Origin of the sequence: Flavipsychrobacter sp., assembly GCA_041392855.1 — a bacterium.
GTDB lineage: Bacteria > Bacteroidota > Bacteroidia > Chitinophagales > Chitinophagaceae > UBA5543.
This window is the reverse complement of sequence record JAWKLD010000001.1, coordinates 2,523,556-2,547,795: the sequence shown is the minus strand read 5'-3', so window position 1 is coordinate 2,547,795 and position 24,240 is coordinate 2,523,556. Positions and strand designations below refer to the sequence as shown.

Annotated in this window: 22 protein-coding genes; 15 read left to right on the top strand and 7 right to left on the bottom strand. The window is 38.3% G+C overall.

The features are described 5' to 3' along the window. Positions 1 to 24: 24 nt before the first annotated feature. Complete coding sequence (locus tag R2800_11790; protein ID MEZ5017728.1) at positions 25 to 837, bottom strand: choice-of-anchor V domain-containing protein; 813 nt, start codon at positions 835 to 837, stop codon at positions 25 to 27. Between the two features lie 211 nt (positions 838 to 1,048). On the opposite strand from R2800_11790, the gene R2800_11785 reads away from it, so the two are divergent. The 4 genes from R2800_11785 to R2800_11770 all read left to right on the top strand — a co-directional run bounded on the left by R2800_11785 (position 1,049) and on the right by R2800_11770 (position 5,353). After that, complete coding sequence (locus tag R2800_11785; GenBank protein MEZ5017727.1) at positions 1,049 to 2,926, top strand: TonB-dependent receptor; 1,878 nt, start codon at positions 1,049 to 1,051, stop codon at positions 2,924 to 2,926. 57 nt (positions 2,927 to 2,983) lie between these two features. Next, the gene (locus tag R2800_11780; GenBank protein ID MEZ5017726.1) at positions 2,984 to 3,499 is read left to right on the top strand and encodes an acyl-CoA thioesterase; all 516 of its coding nucleotides are present in this window, start codon (positions 2,984 to 2,986) and stop codon (positions 3,497 to 3,499) included. Between the two features lie 44 nt (positions 3,500 to 3,543). Next, positions 3,544 to 4,830, top strand: coding sequence for a pitrilysin family protein (locus R2800_11775; GenBank protein MEZ5017725.1), 1,287 nt, complete (start codon positions 3,544 to 3,546; stop codon positions 4,828 to 4,830). Between the two features lie 103 nt (positions 4,831 to 4,933). Further along, positions 4,934 to 5,353 carry an SRPBCC family protein gene (locus R2800_11770; protein MEZ5017724.1) on the top strand — a complete coding sequence of 140 codons (420 nt, stop codon included), beginning with the start codon at positions 4,934 to 4,936 and terminating at the stop codon, positions 5,351 to 5,353. A gap of 36 nt (positions 5,354 to 5,389) precedes the next feature. On the opposite strand, the gene R2800_11765 is transcribed toward R2800_11770, so the two are convergent. Continuing rightward, a complete protein-coding gene (locus R2800_11765; protein ID MEZ5017723.1) occupies positions 5,390 to 6,664 on the bottom strand; it encodes an acetyl-CoA hydrolase/transferase C-terminal domain-containing protein in 1,275 nt (424 codons plus the stop codon). Positions 6,665 to 6,884: 220 nt separating this feature from the next. Here R2800_11765 and msrB point away from each other — a divergent pair, with 220 nt between their 5' ends. From msrB to nth, 3 genes are all read left to right on the top strand, one after another. After that, positions 6,885 to 7,325, top strand: a complete 441-nt coding sequence (gene msrB, locus R2800_11760; GenBank protein ID MEZ5017722.1) for a peptide-methionine (R)-S-oxide reductase MsrB — start codon at positions 6,885 to 6,887, stop codon at positions 7,323 to 7,325. Positions 7,326 to 7,343: 18 nt separating this feature from the next. Continuing rightward, a complete protein-coding gene (locus R2800_11755; GenBank protein MEZ5017721.1) occupies positions 7,344 to 8,171 on the top strand; it encodes a methyltransferase domain-containing protein in 828 nt (275 codons plus the stop codon). Positions 8,172 to 8,251: 80 nt separating this feature from the next. After that, positions 8,252 to 8,908: an endonuclease III gene (nth, locus tag R2800_11750; GenBank protein MEZ5017720.1), complete on the top strand. Its 657-nt coding sequence runs from the start codon at positions 8,252 to 8,254 to the stop codon at positions 8,906 to 8,908. 1 nt (position 8,909) lies between these two features. Here the strand turns inward: nth and R2800_11745 are convergent, their stop codons facing one another. Then, positions 8,910 to 9,467, bottom strand: coding sequence for a DUF255 domain-containing protein (locus tag R2800_11745; GenBank protein ID MEZ5017719.1), 558 nt, complete (start codon positions 9,465 to 9,467; stop codon positions 8,910 to 8,912). A gap of 69 nt (positions 9,468 to 9,536) precedes the next feature. Here R2800_11745 and R2800_11740 point away from each other — a divergent pair, with 69 nt between their 5' ends. Genes R2800_11740 through R2800_11730 form a run of 3 tightly spaced genes read left to right on the top strand, consistent with a single transcriptional unit; the run spans position 9,537 to position 14,606 of the window. Beyond that, on the top strand, positions 9,537 to 10,094 hold the full coding sequence (locus tag R2800_11740) for a UbiX family flavin prenyltransferase (GenBank protein ID MEZ5017718.1): 558 nt from the start codon (positions 9,537 to 9,539) through the stop codon (positions 10,092 to 10,094). Between the two features lie 18 nt (positions 10,095 to 10,112). After that, a complete protein-coding gene (gene mazG, locus R2800_11735) occupies positions 10,113 to 10,877 on the top strand; it encodes a nucleoside triphosphate pyrophosphohydrolase (GenBank protein ID MEZ5017717.1) in 765 nt (254 codons plus the stop codon). Positions 10,878 to 10,880: 3 nt separating this feature from the next. Further along, the gene (locus tag R2800_11730) at positions 10,881 to 14,606 is read left to right on the top strand and encodes an ATP-binding protein (protein MEZ5017716.1); all 3,726 of its coding nucleotides are present in this window, start codon (positions 10,881 to 10,883) and stop codon (positions 14,604 to 14,606) included. Between the two features lies 1 nt (position 14,607). Here the strand turns inward: R2800_11730 and murB are convergent, their stop codons facing one another. Then, positions 14,608 to 15,624, bottom strand: a complete 1,017-nt coding sequence (murB, locus tag R2800_11725) for a UDP-N-acetylmuramate dehydrogenase (GenBank protein MEZ5017715.1) — start codon at positions 15,622 to 15,624, stop codon at positions 14,608 to 14,610. A gap of 21 nt (positions 15,625 to 15,645) precedes the next feature. Continuing rightward, positions 15,646 to 16,677, bottom strand: a complete 1,032-nt coding sequence (locus R2800_11720; protein MEZ5017714.1) for a dipeptide epimerase — start codon at positions 16,675 to 16,677, stop codon at positions 15,646 to 15,648. A gap of 43 nt (positions 16,678 to 16,720) precedes the next feature. Between R2800_11720 and R2800_11715 the strand changes: the two genes are divergently transcribed. Further along, positions 16,721 to 18,364 carry a glycosyltransferase family 39 protein gene (locus tag R2800_11715; protein MEZ5017713.1) on the top strand — a complete coding sequence of 548 codons (1,644 nt, stop codon included), beginning with the start codon at positions 16,721 to 16,723 and terminating at the stop codon, positions 18,362 to 18,364. Positions 18,365 to 18,393: 29 nt separating this feature from the next. Here R2800_11715 and R2800_11710 read toward each other — a convergent pair whose 3' ends face one another. Then, positions 18,394 to 19,098: a hypothetical protein gene (locus R2800_11710; GenBank protein ID MEZ5017712.1), complete on the bottom strand. Its 705-nt coding sequence runs from the start codon at positions 19,096 to 19,098 to the stop codon at positions 18,394 to 18,396. Between the two features lie 50 nt (positions 19,099 to 19,148). On the opposite strand from R2800_11710, the gene R2800_11705 reads away from it, so the two are divergent. The 4 genes from R2800_11705 to R2800_11690 are packed head-to-tail and all read left to right on the top strand — an operon-like array spanning position 19,149 to position 23,552. Next, positions 19,149 to 19,931, top strand: coding sequence for an amidohydrolase (locus R2800_11705; GenBank protein MEZ5017711.1), 783 nt, complete (start codon positions 19,149 to 19,151; stop codon positions 19,929 to 19,931). A gap of 58 nt (positions 19,932 to 19,989) precedes the next feature. Continuing rightward, positions 19,990 to 20,460, top strand: coding sequence for a hypothetical protein (locus R2800_11700; GenBank protein ID MEZ5017710.1), 471 nt, complete (start codon positions 19,990 to 19,992; stop codon positions 20,458 to 20,460). A gap of 55 nt (positions 20,461 to 20,515) precedes the next feature. Further along, complete coding sequence (locus R2800_11695) at positions 20,516 to 22,873, top strand: efflux RND transporter permease subunit (GenBank protein ID MEZ5017709.1); 2,358 nt, start codon at positions 20,516 to 20,518, stop codon at positions 22,871 to 22,873. A 52-nt stretch (positions 22,874 to 22,925) separates the two neighbouring features. Next, a complete protein-coding gene (locus R2800_11690) occupies positions 22,926 to 23,552 on the top strand; it encodes a sterol desaturase family protein (protein ID MEZ5017708.1) in 627 nt (208 codons plus the stop codon). A 52-nt stretch (positions 23,553 to 23,604) separates the two neighbouring features. On the opposite strand, the gene R2800_11685 is transcribed toward R2800_11690, so the two are convergent. Continuing rightward, the gene (locus R2800_11685; protein ID MEZ5017707.1) at positions 23,605 to 24,234 is read right to left on the bottom strand and encodes a CoA pyrophosphatase; all 630 of its coding nucleotides are present in this window, start codon (positions 24,232 to 24,234) and stop codon (positions 23,605 to 23,607) included. Between the last annotated feature and the right edge of the window lie 6 nt (positions 24,235 to 24,240).

The window sequence follows — 24,240 nt, the reverse complement described above, 5'->3', positions numbered from 1 at the left end:
CTTTATTGTTGTGGTTTAAATCAATTATTGCTTATTGAACATAAGTGTTGTTGTATTTGTCTTGCCGTCATACAGTTTTAAAAAGTAGACTCCTGAAGAAAGTGTCGAAACATCTATTGAGTTCTTAAGCTGACCTTTTGATACAATACTACCGCTTAAACTATATACTGAATAGTTGTATGAAGTGTTTCCTACCCCATTAAAATATAACCTGTTAGTAGCGGGGTTAGGGTAGATAGAGATATCCACTTTTGGGGCTACTGTATTTACAGAAACAGGACTTTCTACTAAATCGAGTCTTGTTTTGTCCCATTCGTCGCCAGAAGAAGCGCCGTTCCAGTTCACAGAATTTACAACCAAAAATAATGTAATAAGCCCTTTGCCAGCATTTGGTGCTGTCCAATCTACACTAGCAGAAAAGCCTCCAGGAGCGCCAAGAGTAGCGGTATGCGCAAATATGAAACCCGAATTGGTATGAGTAGCAGACGCTGGTATTGGGTTAGAAAAGAAACCTTCTCTATAAAAAAGATTAGGACCTACAGAATCCAAAGCAGCTAGTATGAATCCAAATCTTTGAGCAGTTGGGTGTACCCCTCCTACAATAATGGTGTAAGTTACCCCTGGGTTATATGTGCCATTTTTAATAGTATCTCCGGTCGACTTGTTCACAACAATTATTATAGGGAGTGTATTATTATTTGATGTACTACTATGGCAAGTAATGTCACCACCACATCCTGCTCGAGCAAAAGTAGCATTGGTTACACCTGTATTATGACTCGAAAAAATGAGGTAAACAAAAGGGGCTATAATTAATAATAAAATAGCTTTTTTCATCAACTACTGATTTTGGGATATATTAATAATGTTTCACATCTAATATAATGTGATATTATGTAAATATCAATTTAGCTGTATTATAGTAACCAAGTTTTAATATATAAACACTGGTTTATCAGCACCTCAAGAATTAACTAATTGACTATTAGTTAATTAGCTATGAAATGAAAAAAGCCTGCCTATATTTGCCCGCTAAATTTTTATAGCAATGAAAAAGCAATTATTATTCGCGTCAGCAGTAGTATTAAGTCTTTTTACACAAGCAGTAAAAGCACAGCATGCTACCACAACAATGGACTCCATTGTCGTTCAGGAGAACCGCATTAAAGAGCCATACGGTAAGCAGAACAGAAACATCCAAATATTGGATAGTAGGCAAATAAAAACTTTGCCGGTAAAATCTACCAACGAGCTATTGGCTTATGTAGCAGGGGTAGATATTAGACAGCGTGGCCCTTGGGGTACGCAAAGCGATGTAAGTATAGACGGTAGCACCTTCGACCAAGTACTTATATTGATCAATGGTGTAAAAATGTCTGACCCCCAGACAGGGCATCATGTTTTGAACATCCCTATACCGATTGGTATGATAGACCATATTGAAGTGGTAAGAGGACCAGCCGCAAGAACATATGGAGTGAATGCATTAGCAGGAGCTATTAATATCGTCACCAAAACACCCAAAGAAAACAATGTATTTGCTCAAGCGTATTCGGGTAGTAGTTTTAAGAACGATACTGCAGTAGGCGATACTTACTTCAACACCGGTGCACAGATAGCAGCATCATTTGCAGGAAAAAAACAAGCACATACCGTATCCGCAGCATACGATAAAGGAAACGGTTACCGTTACAACACAGGTTTTGAAGGTACTCGCTTGTTCTATCAGAATGACATAACACTTAATAAGAAAAATACTATCCAAGCTATGGGAGGGTATATCAACAACTCTTTTGGTGCTAATGCATTCTACGCTGCACCAGTAGATGTGGAGTCTACTGAAAAAGTAGAAACAGCTATAGGTAGTATTAAATACACTTATCAGCCATCTTCAAAAATTACGATCAGTCCGCGTGTAAGTTACCGCTACAACAAGGACGATTATATTTTCGTTCGTCAGAAGCCATCAGTATATCACAATATTCACGAAACAAATGTGGTAACAGCTGAACTACAAAGTACCATAAAACTAAAAAAAGGTACCATTGGTCTTGGTGTAGAGTATAGAAATGAAGATATCAATAGCACCAATTTGGGTAAAAGAGATCGTAACAACTTGGGCATCTATGCAGAATACAAGCGCTACTTTACTGAAAAGCTAAACGGTAGTATAGGTGTATATGCTAATAAGAACAGCGATTATGATTGGGAGTTTTTCCCGGGTATTGATCTAGGATATACAGTTACAAAAAACATAAGACTATTTGCTAATGCCACAATGGGGCAGCGTTTGCCAACCTATACCGATCTGTATTACAAAGGCCCTACCAATATTGGTAACGCACAGCTAGAGTCAGAATATGCACAGTATGTAGAAATAGGAGGACAGTATAAAAACCAATTATTGTTTGCAAGAGCAGCGTTCTTTTATAAAAGAAATACGGACTTTATTGACTGGGTACGTGCCAATAGTGTAGACCCTTGGCAGCCGCAAAACTTCCAGTCGGTATTGACCAATGGTTATACTCTTTCTGCCAATTATAATTTGGGTAAAGCAGTAGGTTTGTCAAGCGATCATAAGATGAATGTAACCGCTAACTATACTTATCTAAATCCGGAAATCGACGCTCCTGCCACAGCCATGTCCAGATATGCCATCAATGCATTAAGACATCAAGCAACAGCGTCGATAAGAACGCTATGGTTTGATAAAATACAAGCCAATATAGCTGGCCGCTATATGTATAGAATAAATGGTAATGACTATACTTTGATCGACCTAAGACTGGGCTATCAGTTGAAGAGCTTCTTGATATTTACGGATATCAATAACATACTGGATACGCAGTATAAGGAAGCCGGAGCTGTTCCATTGCCAGGTAGCTGGTTCACACTAGGGGTAAGGTTGAATACCTCATGGAAATAATTGATAATGTGGGCAAAGAAACTAACGTAACTTTGCCCACATCTTAATATAGATAGTATGAAAGAAAAACATCCGCAGGATAGTTATGTAATGATGTCGGAATTGGTATTGCCCAACGATACTAATACACTTGGCAACCTTATGGGAGGTAAATTGATGCACTGGATGGATATTGCAGCTGCTATTTCTGCACAGAAACACTGTAATTGTCCGGTTGTTACAGCATCTGTAGATAATGTCTCTTTTAAGAATGCTATAAAACTAGGTAATGTAGTAACACTGGAGGCTAAAGTAGTAAGAGCTTTTAGCACATCGATGGAGATATATGTGAAAGTATGGGGAGAAGATGTGGCAGCACAATATAAATATTTATCTAATGAGGCTTATTTGACTTTTGTAGGCTTAGACCCAAATGGCAGACCTAGAAAAGTGCCACAGTTGGTTCCACAAACAGAAGATGAACAAAAAATGTATGATGGTGCATTGCGCCGTAGACAAGTAAGGCTGGTACTAGGTGGTAAGATGAAAGCAGAGGATGCGAGCGAATTAAAATCGCTGTTTGTTAAGGATTAATTACCTTGTCTCACAAATTGAAAAAGTACTTATAAAAAGCAGGAATGGTTTTAGACAGAAAGAACGCACCAAAGATACACGATGCCATATCTTTTGATTATGCATTGCCACTCATCAATCAGGATAAGCTAGATAACGGCACGCCGTTTTATTGGCTGAATGCCGGAGTACAAGATGTGGTAGAGGTAGACTGGGTGTTTCCTGCTGGGGTATGGCAAGAGCCCAAAGAAGGAGTGGCGCAAGCAACTTCACAACAACTAAAAAGCGGCACGTCTACCAAAACATCCCAAGAGATAAATGAGGCATTGGAGTTTTACGGAGCTTCATTAAGAGTAAGAGCAGGAAATGATACTAGTACTGTTTCTTTATTCACACTTACAAAACACCTGCATGCACTATTACCAATAGTACATGAACTTTTAACGGATGCTACTTTTCCTGAAGAAGAACTAAATATTTATAAGCAGAATACGTTACAAAGGTTACTAGTGAGCCTTCGTAAATGTGATTTTGTATCGAACCAGCTGATCGATGCTGCTGTATTTGGCGAAGAGCATCCTTATGGTAGGTTTACCAAAAGAGAAAGTATAGAAGCCATCACACAAGAAGATATAAAAGGCTTTTATAAAAATAATTATGACCTGTCTAAAGTGAAGATATTCATGGCAGGCAAAATTGGGAAAAAGGAAACCCAACAGATAAACGACCTGTTTGGAAAGAATGTTGTTGAACATACTAGTGATAAAAGTTCATCATCTTTTGAAATAAAGCCGATAACCAATAGAAAGCAAGCAGTAGATAATGACCCTAATGGTTTGCAAGGAGCTATTCGTATTGCACGAAGATTTCCGAATAGACATCATGAGGACTTTCCAGCACTAGTGGTTACTAATACTTTGTTTGGTGGTTATTTTGGCTCAAGGCTCATGAGCAATATCCGTGAAGATAAAGGCTATACTTATGGTATTTATAGTAGTATGACACCAATGATAAATGATGGTAGTCTTACGATACAAACCGAAGTAGGTAAAGATGTAGTAAAAGCAGCTATAGACGAGGTGTATAAGGAAATGGATATGCTTTGTAATGAAAAGCCCGCTGATGATGAATTGCTGTTAGTAAAAAACTATTTACTGGGTAATCTGTTGGGCGATCTTGATGGGCCATTCTCTATACTGCAACGTTGGCGTACTATTATATTACATGGTTTAAGCATTGATACCTTCGACCGAAATATTGAGGTATACAAAAGCTTAACGCCTACACAAGTACTAGACCAAGCACAGAAGTACTTCAACAAGGCAGACTTCCACGAAGTAGTGGTGATATAGGTGTAAATACACCTCCGAAATGTCGCAGTCTACACTCTTTTGTTATATTGGTTTGTTTCACTTTTGTATTGTACTTTTTCAAACAATAGTAAAACTGTAAAATATGTCAACAACTTCTGTAATAACTGTAGCTGCTACAGTAAACGCACCCATAAGCAAGGTATGGGAAACTTGGACAGAACCTCAACACATCACACAATGGAATGCGGCAGCAGATACCTGGCATTGCCCATCTGCAGCAAATGATCTTAGAAAGGGTGGTAAGTTCACATCAAGAATGGAGGCAAAAGATGGAAGCTTCGGATTTGATTTTGGTGGTATCTATGACGAGGTATTGCCGCACAAATTAATTAGCTACACGCTAGATGATGGCAGAAAAGTAGATATTACTTTTACTGTTGTTGGTGATATCACTCATGTTACCGAATCATTCGTTGCAGAAAATGAAAACCCAATAGAAATGCAACAAGGTGGTTGGCAAGCTATATTGGATAATTACAAGAAGTACACAGAGAACTTATAATATTTAATAGCAGTTGTTCTTTAATAAGGACAACTGCTATGCTAGAAACCTGTTGTAAAAAGCTTTTTCTAAACTTTCTCTATGGTCAGGATGTGCTATGCTGATAAGAGCTTTGGCACGTTGCTCCATGTTTTTACCATACAGATTCACCACACCATATTCAGTTACCACATAGTGTACGTGTCCACGTGTGGTTACTACACCAGCACCTTGTTTCAAGGCAGGAGTTATTCTCGAAATACCTTTACTGGTTACAGAAGGTAAAGCGATTATTGGCTTACCACCAACAGATAAAGATGCGCCACGCATAAAATCCATTTGCCCGCCAATACCAGAGTACTGGTAAGTACCCAATGAGTCGGCACATATTTGTCCTGTAAGGTCTATTTCCAAAGCACTATTAATGGCTACTACTTTTGGGTTTTTACGAATGATAGCGGTATCGTTCACATACGATACATCCATGAAAGAGATATTAGGGTTATCGTCTACAAAGTCATAAGTCTTTTGTGTACCCATAGCAAAGGTGGTAACTATTTTACCTGGTCGTATTTTTTTGTACTCATTGGTTATCACACCACTTTCCACAAGTGGAATAATACCATCAGAAAACATTTCTGTATGTACGCCTAGTCCTTTATGGTTGCTAAGTGATTTTAGTACAGCATCAGGAATACAGCCAATGCCCATTTGTAGTGTAGAGCCATCTTCAATTAGTGCAGCCACATTTTCACCTATTTGTTTTGAAGCGGCGTCTATCTTACAACCATAATCCACCTCAGGTAGTTTGGCTTCTTCCCAAACCATAGCATCGAACTTAGAGATATGTATATGGCTATCGCCATGTGTACGCGGCATTAGTGGGTTTACTTGTGCTATTATTTTCTTTGCTACACGCACGGCTGTCCAAGCAGCATCTATAGAAGTGCCAAGCGTACAGTATCCATGCTCATCGGGAGGGGATACCTGTACAATTGCTACGTCAGGAGGCAGTACGGTTTTCAACAATGCTGGTATCTCACTTAAGAAAACAGGCACATAGTCACCATAAGGGCTGTTGACCCACCCACGAACATTGGCAGATACAAATAAGGAGTTGAGGTAAAAACTTTGGCGCACCTCGGGTCTATCCCAATTAATATCACCAAAGGTGCTAATGGCTACAAGCTCTACATTATTTATTGCTCCCGCTCTGCCTAGCAGTGTATTGAATAAGTGAATAGGTGTGGCAGCACTACCATGTATAAATACTCTATTGCCACTCTCTACTATTTTTACAGCTTCTTCAGCCGATATATATGTTGCATTCATAATGCAGTAAAACTAAGTTGCGTAACTTGTAGATACCATGACCAATATCACTATTTCTAACCTTTACAAAGGTTTAACATAATTGTCAGTATAAATAAGGCATACAATCGTCTATACAGACAACTAAAAGATACAGCTTATGCGTTATATTCAAATAATATTGTCGGCAGTAACAATTTTACTATTTACACAATGCAGCAATGCGCAAAAACAAGACGTAATGGATACACATAAAAATAACCCCTACTATTCGCGAACAGATACTAAAGTGTTAGATGTTAGTAATGAAGAGTGGAAGAAGATTTTGCCTAAAGAGGTATACTACATAGCCAGAGAGCAAGGTACAGAGTACGCCTATACTGGAAAATATTGGGACACTGATGTAAAGGGAATGTATTACTGTGCCGTTTGTGGTAATGCGCTTTTCCGATCTGATTCTAAATTCTCTAGCCACTGTGGCTGGCCCAGCTTTTATGAGCCAATAAGAGAAAAAAGTGTGGTGTATAAGCCAGACCACTCACACGGTATGAACAGAATAGAAGTAACCTGTGGTAGATGCGATTCTCATTTAGGGCATATATTTGATGATGGGCCACCACCAACAGGTAAAAGGTTTTGTATGAACTCTGCTGTGTTGGATTTTGAAGCGGAAGAAAAATAACAAGCTAGAAAAAAGGATATGAAAAACCTGCTCGACTGGAAGACAAAAGAAGTAGTTAATATTTATGATGAAATATCGCTATGGTCGGCACCATTCGGTCAAGTACTCTTGGAGCATATCCCAATGAAGAAGGGAGCATCTATTGTTGATATAGGTTTTGGAACTGGGTTTCCTCTAATAGAATTAAGTCAAAGGTTTGGAGAAGGAGCTAAACTGTATGGTGTTGATATTTGGGAAGAGGCGATAAATAGAACAAAAGAAAAGATCAGAGTTCTAGGTATAGATACTATTCAAATAATAGAAGCAAGTGCTACTCATATACCATTAGAAGATGATAGTATAGATCTGATAACCTCCAACTTGGGTATCAATAATTTTGAGCATAGAAAAGAGGTTTATGCAGAAATACACAGGATTTTAAAAAAGGATGGCAGCCTCTGTATCACTACAAACCCTACGGGTACGTTCGATGAACTATTTCAAATAATGATGCGCGTGTGTGATACCATGAATTTAGAGAAAGCACACACATCACTTAAAGACTATGTCAATAACAGGAGTACTAAGGAGCAAATAATTGAAGAGTTTGGCAATCATAGCTTCGAGTTGGGCAACAAGTATGAAACAATTACGAAGATGAGGTTTGTTGATGCGAAAGCAATATTTGATCATAGCCTTATACGTATAGGTTTCAGAGCATATTGGGAGCAGATGATACAGGAAACAAATAGAGATGACTTTTTCAATGTGGTTATTCAAGAAATAGAAAAAGAAATAGCAATAAAAGGCGTGTTTGAAATGACAGTACCGATATTATACTTAGAGTTTAGAAAAAGGAATACATAGCCTGTTAAACTAATAGAAACTTAAACTGTGTTTTTATAGATGAACCCGTTATTTTGCAAAGCAAATAGCGGGTTTTTGTTATGACTAAGAAAGAACGTTACGAATACATCATAGACTATTTCCAAAAGAATATGCCTGATGCAGAAACAGAATTGCATTATACCAACCCTTATGAGTTGTTGATAGCAGTCATTCTTTCGGCACAGTGTACGGATAAGCGAGTGAACCTAGTAACGCCCGCTTTGTTTAAGCAGTTCCCGACACCTGAGCTTTTGGCAGAGGCAGAGTTTGAAGATGTGGAGCCTTTTATTCGTAGTGTTACTTTCGCCAATAACAAGACCAAGCACCTAATAGGTACTGGTAAGATGCTGGTAGAAGATTTTAATAGTGAAGTGCCGAGTACGGTTGAAGAGCTAGTAAAGCTGCCAGGTGTTGGCAGAAAAACAGCAAATGTGATCACTTCTGTTATATTCAATCAGCCTAACATGGCTGTAGACACACATGTGTTTAGAGTGTCTGCAAGAATAGGACTTACTACCAGAGCCAAAAACGTACTACAAACAGAAAAACAGTTGATCGCTAATATACCTGAAGAGCTGATTCACAAGGCGCATCATTGGCTGATACTACACGGGCGCTACACATGCGTAGCCCGCAGGCCAAAATGTGAACGCTGCGGGCTAACAAGTATCTGTAAGTTTTATAGATCAGATATGAGACATATTGTAGAGCAGTAGCTTAGCTTTTTTCTTTCCAAGTAGGTGTGTAGCCTTTGCTAAATTCATCCAGTGGGATTTTTTGCTTATAAGCACCTTTCATTAGGTAGTTGAATATGGTTTGTAATTGTGGAGCAGGTTGGTAACCGGGAACAATTACAGGGTTCTGGAAATTCTCTTCCATATATATCATAGATGGATAGCTTAGTTGACCACTAAGTAATTGTATAGCCAGTTCATTAGTTCCACTTCTGCCTACAGAAGGATTAAGCTTATAGACATTACCCATGAAGCGGATGTCTTCTTTTGTTTCCGCATCAAACTTTACAGCATAGAAGTTTTCATTCATGTATTTGATAACATCAGGATTGCTAAAAGTTTTTTTGTCCATCACTTTACACCAGCCACACCAATCTGTATAAACATCTACCCATACTTTTTTGGGTTTTTTCTTCATGGCTACCTGCGCCTCATCCCATGTCATCCATTTGATCTTATCGTTATCACCTGCATACGACGGGATAATCATAAGAATAGCCACTACAGCTAAAAGAATACGCTTCATACTCAAAAATTTCATATCAACGAATTTACGATTATTTCCATGTAGCTTTGTTAAAAGCATGTGATAATTCTATAAAAAGTATATATGAAGATAGCAGTTGCGGTAACCGGGGCTAGTGGCTCGGTCTATGCAAAGGTGTTGTTAGACAAATTAGTACAGCTAAAAGACCAAGTGGAAGAAGTGAGTGTGGTGTGGAGCGACAATGCTAATGTAGTGTGGAATCATGAACTGGGTAATGAGCTATATAAAGACTACCCTTTCAAAGTATGGGGAAAGAATGATTTTTTAGCACCTTTTGCCTCGGGCAGTTCTACATATGAGACATTGATCATTTGCCCTTGTAGTATGGGAACAATAGGGCGTATAGCATCGGGGATGAGTAACGACCTTATTACCCGCGCTGCGGATGTAATGCTAAAAGAAAGACGTAAATTAATATGTGTAGCAAGAGAGACACCTTATAATCTGATACAATTGCGGAATATGACAACCATTACAGAAGCGGGTGGTATCATATGCCCTGCCACACCCTCTTTTTACAGCAAACCACAAAGTATAGAGGAAGTAGCGTATACAGTTATACATAGAGTGCTACATTTAGCAGGCCTAAAGGCCGATGGTTATAAATGGCAGGAAGATTAATAGCATAAACAATAACTAATGGAGTACGCACAATCGATAGAAAGGCTAAGGAAGATTATGAATGAGCTAAGGGAGCAATGCCCTTGGGACAAAAAACAAACGATACAGACATTAAGAAAGCAAACCATAGAAGAAACTTATGAGTTGGCAGATGCCATTACGGATGAAGATTGGCAAGGTTTGAAAGAGGAGCTAGGAGACTTACTATTACATATCGTATTTTACAGTAAGATCGGTGAAGAGCAGGAGCAGTTTACATTTGGAGAAGTAGTGGAAGGTGTTTGCAATAAATTGGTAGCAAGACACCCACATATTTATAGCAATATAGAAGCTAATGACGAAGAGCAGGTAAAGCAAAACTGGGAAAAGCTTAAGCTTAAAGAAGGTAAGAAGTCAATACTCGGTGGTGTGCCTCGTTCCTTACCTGCTGTAGTAAAAGCAATAAGGTTGCAAGAAAAAACAAAGTCGGTAGGTTTTGAATGGGAGACTACCGACCAAGTACGTGAAAAAGTAGACGAAGAAATAGGTGAACTGTATGAGGCGGTAAAAGCAGGTGAACCAACACATATTGAAGAAGAGTTTGGAGATGTGTTATTTGCATTGATTAATTATGCAAGGTTTACTAAAATAGATCCTGAGCTTGCGCTAGAAAGAACGAATAAAAAGTTCATCCGCCGTTTTCAGCAAATGGAGGATATGGCAGAAGAGAAAGGCAAGCAGTTGCACGATATGAGTTTGGAAGAACAAGATGCCTTATGGAACAGAGCCAAAGAGTTAGAATAATTAGTGTTTAGAAAATATCCATATCGTGGTTGGTTGCTCATTAGTACTATACTGTGGGCAATAGTGGTATATAAATACTATAATGTCACCAGACACTTGAGCCATGAGCAAATGGCAAAAACCATTGAAGCGGATTATCAAGAGCGCGAAAAGCAGTTTGCAAGATTTGTTAATGATGAAGAACTGGTAAAAAGCATTTTTGAAGAACAGGAAGTAAGTACCAATATTGATAGGCTTACAGACTTGCCATTTTTTCTTTACGCTTATAAAAACAATACACTCACCTTTTGGAATAACAATAAAGTATTGGCTGATTGTGGATTGCCAACGCCTTCAAAAGAGGGGACGCTTTACTACAATGATAGAGGGGTGTTTGTGAAAAAATGTGTTCGACCAACCTACTTGGAAGAAGGCAACCAGTTGGTCATCTTATACCCAATAGTTACCAAGTATCCTTTTGAGAACAATTATTTGAAATCACAGTTTGTTGCGGCAGACTATATACCTTTTTCTACTAAGGTTATATCAAGACAAGTAGATGGCAGCCATGTAGTGAATAACCTATCGGGCAAGCCAATTTTCTTCATTAACTTTTACGCCAAACAAACACCTGCACCACCTCCAAGTAATACACTGTCTGGTTTGATCATTGCAGCAGTTTTGCTTAGCATGTTATGGTTGCAGTTATTGATCATCAACCTTACCAGAAAACATGGTTATGGTGTAGGACTAGGGCTAACTATAGGAATTGTATTTATAGTCAGGGGTTTAAACTATTGGTTGGGCTTGCCGTTCAATTTAGAAACCCTCCCCCTATTTACACCACAACTATATGCATCTACTTCATTTTTAAAATCATTAGGGGATCTGCTGTTAAACGCACTCTGTTTATTGTGGATAGTTATATTTATGGTGAGGCATGTACCCACAACCTTGCTAAGTGACTATTTCAAAAATAAGTGGATCAAAAAATTAGTAGGGCTTTTTGTAGCGGTATGCTTATTGGTATATTCTTTTAGCTTTATCAATATCATAAGTACGCTGATCATGGATTCGCGTATCTCTTTTGATGTAAGCCACTTCTACACCATTTCAGCTTATACTATCGTAGGTCTTTTTACTATAGGGATCATTACATCTGCTTCTATACTTTTAGTCTACTTTTTTAATTGTCAGCTTACCCATCTTATAAACAATAAATGGCTAAAGTATTTGTTGGTGGCCGCGTTGGGTTTGGTATTTATACTTATAAGCGATAAAAATATTACAGGGCAGTTATCCTATATATTGTTAGGTTGGTTGTTATTGTTCATCATATTGCTTGATGTGAAAAAGCTGACAATGGTATCAGATCTGTTCTCACCAAGAATGATATTTTGGGCGGCGTTTATTTGTGCTTTTTGCGCGGGTATATTACAATACTTTAACTACTTAAAAGAAAGAGATACCCGTTTAAGATTTGCAGAAGAGGTAGTGCAACAAAGAGATGATGTAACAGAATACACCTTCAATAATATTGCAGAAAATATACAAACAGACCCTATTCTAATATCATTTTTAAAAAGACCGAGAAGCAATAAAAGGTGGGCGTTAAATGAGCGCTTTGATGCACTTTACCTAGGAGGGCAGCTTAACAAGTACAACTCAAAAGTGTTGATCTTTGATACTACCGGAGTTGCACTTTTCAATGACGATACGCTGTCTTACAAAACACTGAACAAACAATTGGTAAATGCATTACCCACAATATATTCTTCACTATACTATAAAGAGTATGCCCAGGATGGACACTATTATTTGGGTAGGATACCTATTACAATAGATATTAATGATAGTACAAGAACTAAACTGGGCTATGTATATATAGACTTGGCTATTAAGGAGTCAACAGGTGAAACGATATACCCGGAGCTACTACAACCAGGTACCGTAAAAAGCGACGGTAATCAAAAAGCGTACTCTTATGGTGTATATATAAACGATAAATTAATTACACAGACCAACGATCATAACTTCCCAGCATTTTTAAGAGATTCCATTGCTACAAAGTATGAATATAGCGAGTGGAGTAGCTCTTCGGAATTAAGATATAAAGCAGATGATACCAAGACGGTAATAGTTATCAGGTATCATCGTATGTGGTTAGAGAGCATAACCTTGTTCTCCTATCTATTTGGGATGCTGATGATCATTGCCATATTGATGGCAGTATACAAGGCTTACTTTATTTACTTTTTAGGGTTAAGAAATAGAAGGATCGTAAACCTTACTTTACGTAGGAGGATACACTTATCTATGTTGGGTATTGTATTTATATCCTTCATTATTATAGGTCTTACTACTATTACTTTTTTTACCTACCAGTACAAGCAATCGAATAGAAGAAAACAAGAAGTGCTCTTGCAATTGGTAGAGCGTTCTACACTACAGTTTTTAAATAGTAAAAATGCACTGGATAGCTTAGGCGCTTTTAATAAAGCTGTTGCCGATCAAGATTTCAAATACTTTTTGACAGGGCTTGCAAACGCACAGAATATTGACATTAACTTATATGACGCTAGTGGCGTATTAGGTGTCACTTCACAAAGTAGTATTTACGACAAGTCATTGTTTGCTCGCATCATGCATCCAGCTGCATATAGTAGTTTGCATGAAGACAGTCGCCAGTTTTTAGTGAAAAATGAAGAAATAGGAAGGTTGAAGTATTTGTCTTGTTATAGTCCATTAAGAAATGAGAATGGTAATGTTTTAGGATATATTAATGCACCGTTCTTCTCTTCGCAAAAAGAACTGAACTTCCAAATATCAGGCATACTGGTAGCATTAATCAATCTATACGCTTTTGTATTCCTTATATCAGGTATACTTACCCTATTTATTACAAGGTGGCTCACCAGAACTTTAAATGTTGTCATCAGCAGGTTTGAAAAATTTAGTCTTAGTAAAAATGAATTGATAGAGTGGCCATATGATGATGAGATAGGCTTGCTGATAAAGGAATATAATAAGATGGTGCGTAAGGTAGAAAGTAATGCCAAATTGTTAGCACAAAGTGAAAGAGAAAGTGCATGGCGCGAAATGGCCAAACAGGTGGCTCATGAGATAAAGAATCCGCTAACGCCAATGAAGCTCAACATTCAGTATCTACAAAAAGCCTTGAAGAATGATTATGATAATGTGAATGAACTGGCTACCAAAGTGTCAGCTTCTCTAATAGAGCAGATAGATAACCTATCATACATAGCCTCGGAGTTTTCCAACTTTGCTAAGATGCCACAAGCACGCCCCGAACGTTTGGAGCTGAATAGGCTTATTATAAATACGATACACCTATACGATAAACAAGAAGCTACTGAAGTAAGTTTTCAAAAAACTGATGAGGAAGTCTACGTGTTTTTGGATAAGAGCCAACTACTTAGAATTTTTACCAACCTTTTGGAAAATGCCGTACAAGCCATTCCCGAAAATATTAAAGGCGTAATATCGGTAACCGTGAAAACAGAAGAGCAGTTTGCTTTGGTAACCATAAAAGATAATGGTACAGGTATTGACGAAGAGGTAATTGATAAAATATTCCAACCATACTTTACCACAAAATCTTCGGGTACAGGTTTAGGACTTGCCATGACCAAAAAGATAATTGAATTCTGGGGTGGTAATATCTGGTTTGAAACAGAGAAGAATAAAGGCACTACATTCTTTATAAAACTACCAATAGTGAATCAATAGTCTACCAAATTTGTACTTCCCTTTCAAGTAAGATATTGAAACGAGACAAAACCGATTGTAATATCTCTTCAGACAATCTCCATATTTCTAACCCAGTAGCATTACCATTACTGTTTATTAAAACCAGTGCCTGTTTTTCATGCACACCCGTATTGCCTTGCTTTACTCCTTTGAAGCCACATTTTTCTATCAGCCAACCAGCAGGTATTTTAAACCTGTGTTTATCAACGGGGTAGCTAGGCATTTTGGGATATTTATCAATGAGCTTATTAAATAGCTCGCTGCCAATGGTAGGGTTTTTGAAAAAGCTACCGGCATTGCCTATTAGTTTTGGGTCGGGGAGCTTACTAGAGCGAATGGCAATTACAGCATCAGCTACAGCTTTGATTGACAGCTCTTTAATACCTTGCTTGTCTAGCTCTTCTTGTATAGCGCCATAATTGGTGTTGAATGTATGTTTCTTCTGTAGTTTGAAGGTTACGCTTGTGATAAACACTTTTCCTTTTTCCTTTTGTTTAAAGATGCTATCTCTATATCCAAACTTACAGGCTTCATTGTCATAGTCAATGTATTTACCTTTTATCCAGTGCCAAGCACGTACGTTGGCAATTACATCCTTTACTTCTACACCATAAGCACCAATATTTTGCATAGGAGCTGCACCAACGGTGCCCGGTATTAATGCAAGATTTTCTATACCACCCCACCCTTTGTTGATAGCATATAAAACAAAGTCGTGCCATACCTCTCCCGATAGCACTTCTAGCAATACATGTTCCTCATTTTCTTCTAGTAAGGTGATGCCTTTTATTCTATTAAGTAATACTGTGCCCTTCACAGGTTCTGTAAGAAGAATATTACTACCACCGCCAATAACACGTATGGGTTGTGGTAAATAGCTATTGGCAAATACTTCTTCCAGTTGTTGTGCATTCTCTAATTCGATAAAATTAGTTGCGTTAACATCTATACCAAAGCTATTGTATGCCTTTAAGGAAACATTTGTTTGTACCTGCATCTGTAAGCGAAATTAGGAACTTTATCGTTCAAATTTCTGCCCTTTGAATAATATACCTAACCCTGCGCCTTCACTTACTGTTATTTTACCGTTATCATATTCCAAACCATCAGCAAAATCCTCTTTCAACAGCAATGGGCCATCAGCATCTACCTCGTCCAGCATAGGCATCATATGCGCAATTGCAGCAGACCCAAGCGTGCTTTCACACATCGATCCCATCATTACTTTTATGCCTTTTTCTTTAGCAGTTTTTATCATTCTTGTAGCGGGAGTAATACCACCACATTTGGTCAGTTTAATATTGATACCATGAAAGGATTCGGCACATTTAATAACATCTTCTTCAGTTTGGCAGCTCTCATCAGCAAATAACGGTATAGTGGATAAGGACTTTAATTCTTTCATGGCATCATGCTCGGTTCTGTTTAGCGGCTGCTCTACCATGCTAACGTTTAGCTTCTGCAATTCGGGCAATATCTGTCTGGCATCTTCAAAGCTCCAGCCTTCGTTGGCATCTACACGTATTGTAGCATTCGTATTGGCTTTTATTTTTTCTAACAGGTCTATATCATTCACATTACCGAGCTTAATTTTATATATAGGCCAAGGCTGCTCCTTTATCTTTTCAATCATCTCTTCTGCTGTACCCATGCCTATAGTATAGTCGGTCATTGGCACATCTTTCCACTCCTGCCCCAGCATTTTATAGAGGGGTTGGCGACGCATTTTAGAAAATAGATCCCAGCCGGCAATGTCTAGTGCTGCAATAAGAAAGTTGTGCCCTGGTAGCAAATGATGTAAAAAATGCCAATATCTAAGCGGGTCAGTCAACGCATATCGTTCTATCACATGTTTTTTAGCCTGCAACAGTTCTACCATTTGGTCAATAGAAACATTATAATAACTAATAGCGGGAGCTTCGCCGTAGCCTGTAAGGTTGCGTAGACTTAAGGTTACTACTAGTATAGGTTGGTGTGTTTTTGTTCCTTTGTAGGTAGTAAACGGATGTTTAAAGGCCAAATCGTAGGAATAGTGTCTTAATTGCAGCATTCAATAAAATTGCAACTATTTTTGCTTTCATAAAATTCTAATCATGCCAAAAATTCCATTTTGGGTATTTATACTCGTAGCACTACTCCATTTATCTGCTTATAGAGTAGATGTGATGGATATAGATGCTTCGCAATATGCGGAGATGAGTAGAGAAATGATGGAGTCGGGAGATTATCTGCATACCTATGATAGAGGTATTGATTATCTGGATAAGCCGCCGTTCTTGTTTTGGGTAAGTGCTGCTAGTATGAAAGTGTTTGGGGTGAATAATTTTGGTTATAAATTCCCTTCTATACTCTTTGCGCTCTTTGCCATATTTGCCACTTACAGATTAGCACGATTGCTATATGGAGATGAAGTAGGGCGTATGGCGGCATTGGTCTTTGGGGTCTGTCAGGGCTTATTCCTCATGACCAATGATATACGTACCGATACTGTGCTGATGAGCTGGGTGATAACAGCTATATGGCTGATTAAAGAATGGGAAGTACACAAAAAATTACATCATTTATTATTAGGCTGTGCGGCAATATCCTTTGGTATGATGAGCAAAGGGCCTGTAGCCTTAATGATACCTATCTTCTCCTTTGCTACGGACTGGGCTTTGAAGCGCAATTGGAAAATGTTTTTCCGTTGGGAATATCTGTTGGGCTTGGTGGTGATAGCAGTACTGCTCATCCCCATGAGTATAGGCTTGTATCAGCAGTTTGATATGCACCCTGAAAAGATAGTGAATGAAGTAAAAGGGCCTTCTGGTTTACGTTTTTTCTATTGGTCGCAAAGCTTTGGTAGAATAACAGGAGAAAGCCCATGGAACAATGGTGCAGGTTTTGACTTCTTGATGTTGAATATGTTGTGGTCATTCCTCCCTTGGATATTTCTATTCATTCCTGCGTTGATCATCAATATTGTTCAGCTAGTAAAACAAAAGTTTAAGCTACAGCCCAATCAAGAATGGATAACTACAGGTGGTTTTATATTAGGTTATTTAGCATTAGGGTCTTCTAAGTACCAGCTACCGCATTATATATTCGTAGTGTTCCCATTAGCGGCTATTATGGTAGCTAAGCTACTAGCAGACTTTTTTGAAACCGATAAGTATAAGAAACTGTATAACGTGATGCGCCCTGTGCATTATGTGATCTTTGCCTTGATGCTGGTATTCGCTTTTGCCCTGATCACTTTTGTATTTCCTGCTAGTATGGGTATGCATGTTACTTATATGTTCCTGCTGGGTATATGGTTATACATTGCTTTGAGCAAGGTAATACGCCCTAAGCTTTTTTGGCTGGCAGTAGGTGCTATGATAATTGTCAACATTTTTGGTACACACCATTTTTATACTAATCTCACTAAGTATCAGGTAGGCTCAAGCTTATCTGCCTTTATGAATAAAAATAATATTCCTCCTAGCAAGTTGGTGAAGTACAGGGAAGAAGACCCGTTAAACTGTTTACATTTTTACCTACAGCATGTTATCAATAAAGGAGGAGATCAAGTTGCGCCCGGTAAATATGTGTTGACAATGGAAGACGGTAAAAATGAACTAAAACAGAAAGGGTTTGATTTTGATGTGGTATTAAAAGAAAAGTATTGTAAGATAAGTGAACTGACCATTGAATTTATGAACCCAGCCACACGAGATAAAGCAACAAAAGATTATTACTTACTTAAAATAAAATAGGGTAGCCATGGCTACCCTATTTTGTGGAGTTATCTTCTAAACTGTCTGAAGAAGTAGGTAATACCATTCTCTTCCATGATCAGTTCGTTGTCTTCGCATTTTAAAACCTTGAACTGTCTACGGTTTTTGCCATTGCAATAAAGTGTTTGTGTTTTTGGGTCGTAGCGCTCTACATACCATGATGGTGCTTGGTCGCCATCTCTTGCGGCAAACACATCGCCTAGCTTATTACCTTCAGGTTGGTTGAATATCTTCACCACTTTCAATAGTCTGGTATAGTCTACCTCCTGTAGCGTTCTATCACTAGTGCTTTTAAATTTTGACCAGTGCCCTACCATTGGGTTTATACTGGTAACAGGCCCCCATACTTCTTTAGCTCTTGGTGCGCCTTGTTGGTTGGTAGGGGTGTAAGGCTCCAGCTGATATTTACCAACTTGGTCTTGAAGAACAATTCTGTTTTTCTTCATCTCTACTATGGTAAAGTATCTACGCCCAATATCCAATGCACCATTTTCTATTTTGTAAGAGCCTCTATAAATGAAGCTGCCACTCTTCTGCCACACATATTCATTGCCCGGAAGAAACTCCATATGAATAGTGTCTTGATAAGCTACTTTTTTATTACTTGGGTTCCATCTCTGTACTTCTCTCCAATTGCCTGATAGTTTGTTCTTGTCTTTGGCAATACTTAGTATCGGTATTGTTAATAGTAGTAAGAATAATATTTTTCTCATAGCTTGCAGATGTTGTGTTCAACCAAAAGTATATAAATATTTAATAGCTAATGAGTACTCAGCTAAACTTCACATTGATACAACCCAATATCGTTTGGGAAGATAAAAGGGCCAACCTTAGGCAATATGAAGACTATATTAGTAATGTAAAGGAGAAAAAAGAGATTGTAGTATTGCCCGAAATGTTTAGCACGGGGTTTAGTATGGCACCTGAAAGGCTGGCCGAACAAATGGATGGCGATACTGTGCAATGGATGAAACGCATGGCTAAAAGCCATAGATGTATACTAACTGGTAGTGTTATAATAGAAGAAGAAGGAAAGTATTATAATAGAATGCTATGGGTGCAACCAGATGGAAAAGTGGGGCATTATGATAAAAGACATCTTTTTGCCTATGCCAGTGAAGACAAGCACTACAATGCTGGTGATAGCAGATTGATAGTGAGTGTAAAGGGGATACGTATCTGTTTACAAGTGTGCTACGACCTGCGTTTTCCGGTATGGTCTAGGAATAATAAAGCTGTGTATGATGTATTGCTGTATGTGGCCAACTGGCCGGAGCGTAGAAGTATGCCGTGGAAGGCGTTATTACAAGCAAGAGCTATTGAAAATATGAGTTATGTGATAGGGGTAAACCGTGTTGGGGAAGACGGTAACGGTATCAATCATAGTGGTGATAGTAGTGTGTTTAGTCCGCTGGGAGAGCAATTGTGGCAAGTCTCTAATAAGCCAATTTGTGCAACTATAACCATAGACAAACAGCAAATAATAGAAGCCAGAGAACGTTTCCCGTTTTTAGATGATGCAGATAACTTTATGGTGGCAGATTAGAAAAAGCCTAGAAAACAGCACATATATTTATATATTTATGTAGCTTATTTTATTAGTTATGAGGTCGTTTGCATTATTATTTATTCTATCCTTTTCTCTTTTGGGTTGTCAAAACATTGTTTCAGTAGATTGTAAAAATGTGCCGGCACCAACCAAGCCCGTTGAAACGGCAAGGTTTAGAATTTTTTCAGATGCTAATAATGAGGACCTACTTGCTAATAATACACTGAGTTTAGACTCTTTGGTAGCGATACAGCCCTGTAATATGAACGATACGCTTCAAAAAACGTTGTTGAGCTATAACAATGGCTATCAGTTCTATTTTAATGATATACGCCAGCCTGTTGTAGGTGAAAACACAGAATGTTATGATATCATCTTAAAATGGAATAGCGGTATTACAGATAAACTGACTTTTACAGTAACGGCAGAGCATACAGAATGCCATACTATATATAGCATTGCACGTGTTACATACAACAATGTACCCATGAGCAAGCAAGATGGGTACTACGCGTTAAGACGCTAAGTAAGTGCCTATTATTTAGTACTTTTGCCACCCAAATAAAGAGAGTCTAGCATTTATGTGGCACCGGATCGCAGCCTTCGTGATAAAGTATCGTATTACATTATTGGTAATACTACTAGTAGCTACTGCCTTCATGGGCTACAAAGCCACTAGCTTACAGCTTAGTTATAATTTTGCGAAGACGATACCTACAGATAATCCCAAGTATACAGATTATCAGGAATTCAGAAAGAAATATGGGGAAGATGGCAACCTTATGGTGGTTGGCGTACAAACCGAGCGATTTTATACAAAGGAATTCTTTTCCTCTTATAGAAAACTGGTAGAGCGCCTACAAAAAGTAGAAGGGGTCGAAAATGTGATCAGCATACCCGGTGCTATCAACTTGGTAAAAGATACAACTACCAATAAGCTGGTAGCGGGCTTGATAGTAGAGCAAGGTGTAGATGTAGATGTTGATAGTTTTAGAAAGGTATTTGAGAACCTGCCCTTTTATAAAGGCTTTTTATACAACCCGTCTACTAATAGCTACCTATTGGGTATAAGGGTCAATAAAGACATCCTTAACTCAAAGCACAGAGAGGCTATGGTTAGGGAAATGGTAGGTATCTGCGACAAGTATGGTGAAGAGCAAAGCGTAGAAGTACATTATTCAGGTTTGCCACTGATACGTTCAGTAATGGCTACGGGTGTTAAGGACGAGCTGAATATGTTCTTAATGATATCGTTCCTGCTAACGGCGGTAATACTGATATTATTTTTCCGTTCTATAACAGCTGTAATAGCCTCTATGCTAGTAGTGGCTATGGGAGTAATATGGTCTATGGGTATTACGGCAATGTTTGGGTACAAGATCACTTTGCTCACAGGCCTAATACCACCACTAGTTGTAGTTATAGGTATTCCCAACTGTGTTTACTTCTTAAATAAATATCATTCGGAGTATAGCCTATTCCCTAACAAGGCTAAGGCCTTATTGAGGATGGTAGATAGAATGGGTATTGTTACCTTATTTACCAACTTAACAACAGCCATTGGTTTTGGAGTATTTGCCTTTACGCATAGTAGCTTATTAAAAGAGTTTGGTAAAGTTGCTAGTATCAATATCGTAGTGATATTCATCATCTCCCTCATTTTCATACCATCATTTTATAGTTTTCTACCACCGCCTAAAGGACGCCATACTAGCTACCTACAAAATAAGTTGGTGAATAAGCTGCTGCAAAGAATAACCAGTTGGGTTTTCAGTCACCGTCCTTGGATATATGCTGCAGCAATAATTGTATGTGTATTATCAGTACTGGGAATGACACGCCTACGAAACGTTGGCTTTATAGTAGACGACCTTCCGAAAGAAAAGAAAATATACCAAGACCTTAAGTTTTTTGAGCGCAACTTTAAAGGGGTAATGCCTTTGGAGATACTCATAGATACTAAACGTAAAAATGGTGCTACATCATTATCAACCCTGAAAAAGGTAGACCAGTTTACCAACTACTTAAATAAATATCCGGAGATAGGTAGCAAACTATCGATAGTAGAGGGTGTTAAATTTGCAAGACAGGCATATTATAATGGTGATAGCAATTACTATGCAGTACCCAATGCTTTTGATGCCTCATTTATTCAGCCTTACCTACGCATGAAGAGTGATAATGGCAGTCTGTTTGGCAGCTTGGTCAATTCTTTTATAGATAGTAATAGACAAGAGGTTCGCATTAGTCTTAGTATAGCAGATGTTGGTTCTGAAAGGTTACCTATCTTATTGGACAGTATACAACCCGTAGCGTATAAAATATTTGATACCAGTAAGTACAAGGTCACTTTTACAGGTACCAGTGTTGTGTATCAAGAAGGGAGTCGTTTCATCATCAATAGCTTAAGGAATAGTTTGATACTGGCTTTTGTTATGATATTCGGCTGTATGATATTTTTGTTCCGCTCTTGGCGTATGTTGTTTATCTCTTTAGTAATAGACATTATACCGCTAATGATCACTGCGGGACTTATGGGCTGGGCGGATATAGCCATCAAGCCTTCTACTGTACTCATTTTTAGTGTTGCACTGGGTATTACCATTGATGTAACGATACGTTTCTTGGTCAACTTCAGACAAGAAATGGATAAAAATGGTAATGATATACCATCGGCAGTAGATAAAACAATTGCTGATACAGGCTTGAGTATTATATATACTACATTAATATTAGTAGCAGGTTTTGGTGTATTTATTCTATCAGACTTTGATGGTACAAAATCATTAGGTTATCTTACATCATTAACACTACTATTAGCCATGGTGACCAACCTTATCCTACAGCCCGCATTACTGTTGTGGATGGATAAGATCCTTAAAAAGAACAAATCGCCCAAATGGCTTAAGGAAGAGCAAGGAGACGAAAAGGAGGCATAATATCTGGTTAACAAATCATGTTGTAATTTTACATGAGCTATATTGATTAACAATGGAGTTTGATAAAATAAAAAACAAAGGGCAAGCAAGACTGTTTAAGAGTGACTTCATGGAGATGATGACGAAAACGCATCCTTTCGTTATCTATAGCATGTATTTTCCTGTTATTGCTTTCATGCTCTATTTTGGTGCTACTTATATAGGTGTTAGTATTGTTGCAGAGATAGGATTCTTTGTTTTCGGTGCTTTGTTTTGGAGTTTGTTTGAGTATATCATGCACCGCCATGTATTTCATATGATAGTAGAGAAGCCTAAAGCAAAAAGGTTTGTTTATACGATGCATGGTGTGCACCATGAGTATCCGCGTGATAAAGAACGTTTGTTTATGCCGCCTATACCTAGTATGGTGATAGCTACTATACTATTTACTATCATGAAGTTCATTATGGGCTGGTACGCATTGGCTTTCTTCCCAGGTTTCTTATTTGGCTATATCATGTACGGCTCTATGCACTATGCGATACATGCTTTTGCACCGCCAAAATGGTTAAAAGCACTTTGGAGAAACCACCACTTACATCACTACAATGAGCCGGATAAAGGTTTTGGTGTGAGTTCTGTATTATGGGATCTGGTTTTTCGTACCGTTCCAAAAGACCCAACAAAAAAGAATAAATAATCTATTGAAGATATTATAATAAAGCCCTTGTAGCCTTTTTGCCGCGAGGGCTTTACAGTTTTATAATAGCCTCCAGTTCTGATATGATCATCGCAGTAGCTCCCCAAATCATATGGTCGCCCTCCCAATGATATACAGGAGTTTTTATGATGGCTTCAGGGTATGCTGTTGGTCTTATTTCTTTAATAGATTTCCTGTGAGGAGCAAATAGGTCTTTAATGGGCGCCTCAATGATATACTGTACTTCGTTGGGGCTAAGTATATAGTTATGTACCGCACTAGTATAGCCAATATAGGGCTGTACGTTAGAATTACTTACAGGAATGTACAGTGAGCTTAGAGCACCCAAGCTAGTTATCTCATTTTTGGGTATACCCACCTCTTCTTCGGTTTCTCTAAGTGCTGTGGTAAGCAGATCGTTGTCTTCCTTATCCTTTCTACCTCCCGGAAAACTAATTTGACCGCCGTGAGGTTTACCATCTTCTACCCTCTTTATCAAAAGTAAGTTCAGCTCATCATCCTTAGGGAACAAAAGCCCCATGACAGCACTAAGCTTAGCAGTATCGGGCGCGGTAATGTCTAGCCTCCGCTTTCCCGATGCCATTTTTATTTGTGCGGCTTTCCCTGGTAAGGGTTCTTTGAGCCGTTTTTCCAGCTGTGCAATTATTTCGCTATTTGTCAATTAGTA

Bases quoted from the DNA above. Each gene is read 5' to 3' on its own strand.
- R2800_11790 (MEZ5017728.1), bottom strand. From the start codon at position 837: ATGAAAAAAGCTATTTTATTATTAATTATAGCCCCTTTTGTTTACCTC.
- R2800_11785 (MEZ5017727.1), top strand. From the start codon at position 1,049: ATGAAAAAGCAATTATTATTCGCGTCAGCAGTAGTATTAAGTCTTTTT.
- R2800_11780 (MEZ5017726.1), top strand. From the start codon at position 2,984: ATGAAAGAAAAACATCCGCAGGATAGTTATGTAATGATGTCGGAATTG.
- R2800_11775 (MEZ5017725.1), top strand. From the start codon at position 3,544: ATGGTTTTAGACAGAAAGAACGCACCAAAGATACACGATGCCATATCT.
- R2800_11770 (MEZ5017724.1), top strand. From the start codon at position 4,934: ATGTCAACAACTTCTGTAATAACTGTAGCTGCTACAGTAAACGCACCC.
- R2800_11765 (MEZ5017723.1), bottom strand. From the start codon at position 6,664: ATGAATGCAACATATATATCGGCTGAAGAAGCTGTAAAAATAGTAGAG.
- msrB (MEZ5017722.1), top strand. From the start codon at position 6,885: ATGGATACACATAAAAATAACCCCTACTATTCGCGAACAGATACTAAA.
- R2800_11755 (MEZ5017721.1), top strand. From the start codon at position 7,344: ATGAAAAACCTGCTCGACTGGAAGACAAAAGAAGTAGTTAATATTTAT.
- nth (MEZ5017720.1), top strand. From the start codon at position 8,252: ATGACTAAGAAAGAACGTTACGAATACATCATAGACTATTTCCAAAAG.
- R2800_11745 (MEZ5017719.1), bottom strand. From the start codon at position 9,467: ATGAAATTTTTGAGTATGAAGCGTATTCTTTTAGCTGTAGTGGCTATT.
- R2800_11740 (MEZ5017718.1), top strand. From the start codon at position 9,537: ATGAAGATAGCAGTTGCGGTAACCGGGGCTAGTGGCTCGGTCTATGCA.
- mazG (MEZ5017717.1), top strand. From the start codon at position 10,113: ATGGAGTACGCACAATCGATAGAAAGGCTAAGGAAGATTATGAATGAG.
- murB (MEZ5017715.1), bottom strand. From the start codon at position 15,624: ATGCAGGTACAAACAAATGTTTCCTTAAAGGCATACAATAGCTTTGGT.
- R2800_11720 (MEZ5017714.1), bottom strand. From the start codon at position 16,677: ATGCTGCAATTAAGACACTATTCCTACGATTTGGCCTTTAAACATCCG.
- R2800_11715 (MEZ5017713.1), top strand. From the start codon at position 16,721: ATGCCAAAAATTCCATTTTGGGTATTTATACTCGTAGCACTACTCCAT.
- R2800_11710 (MEZ5017712.1), bottom strand. From the start codon at position 19,098: ATGAGAAAAATATTATTCTTACTACTATTAACAATACCGATACTAAGT.
- R2800_11705 (MEZ5017711.1), top strand. From the start codon at position 19,149: ATGAGTACTCAGCTAAACTTCACATTGATACAACCCAATATCGTTTGG.
- R2800_11700 (MEZ5017710.1), top strand. From the start codon at position 19,990: ATGAGGTCGTTTGCATTATTATTTATTCTATCCTTTTCTCTTTTGGGT.
- R2800_11695 (MEZ5017709.1), top strand. From the start codon at position 20,516: ATGTGGCACCGGATCGCAGCCTTCGTGATAAAGTATCGTATTACATTA.
- R2800_11690 (MEZ5017708.1), top strand. From the start codon at position 22,926: ATGGAGTTTGATAAAATAAAAAACAAAGGGCAAGCAAGACTGTTTAAG.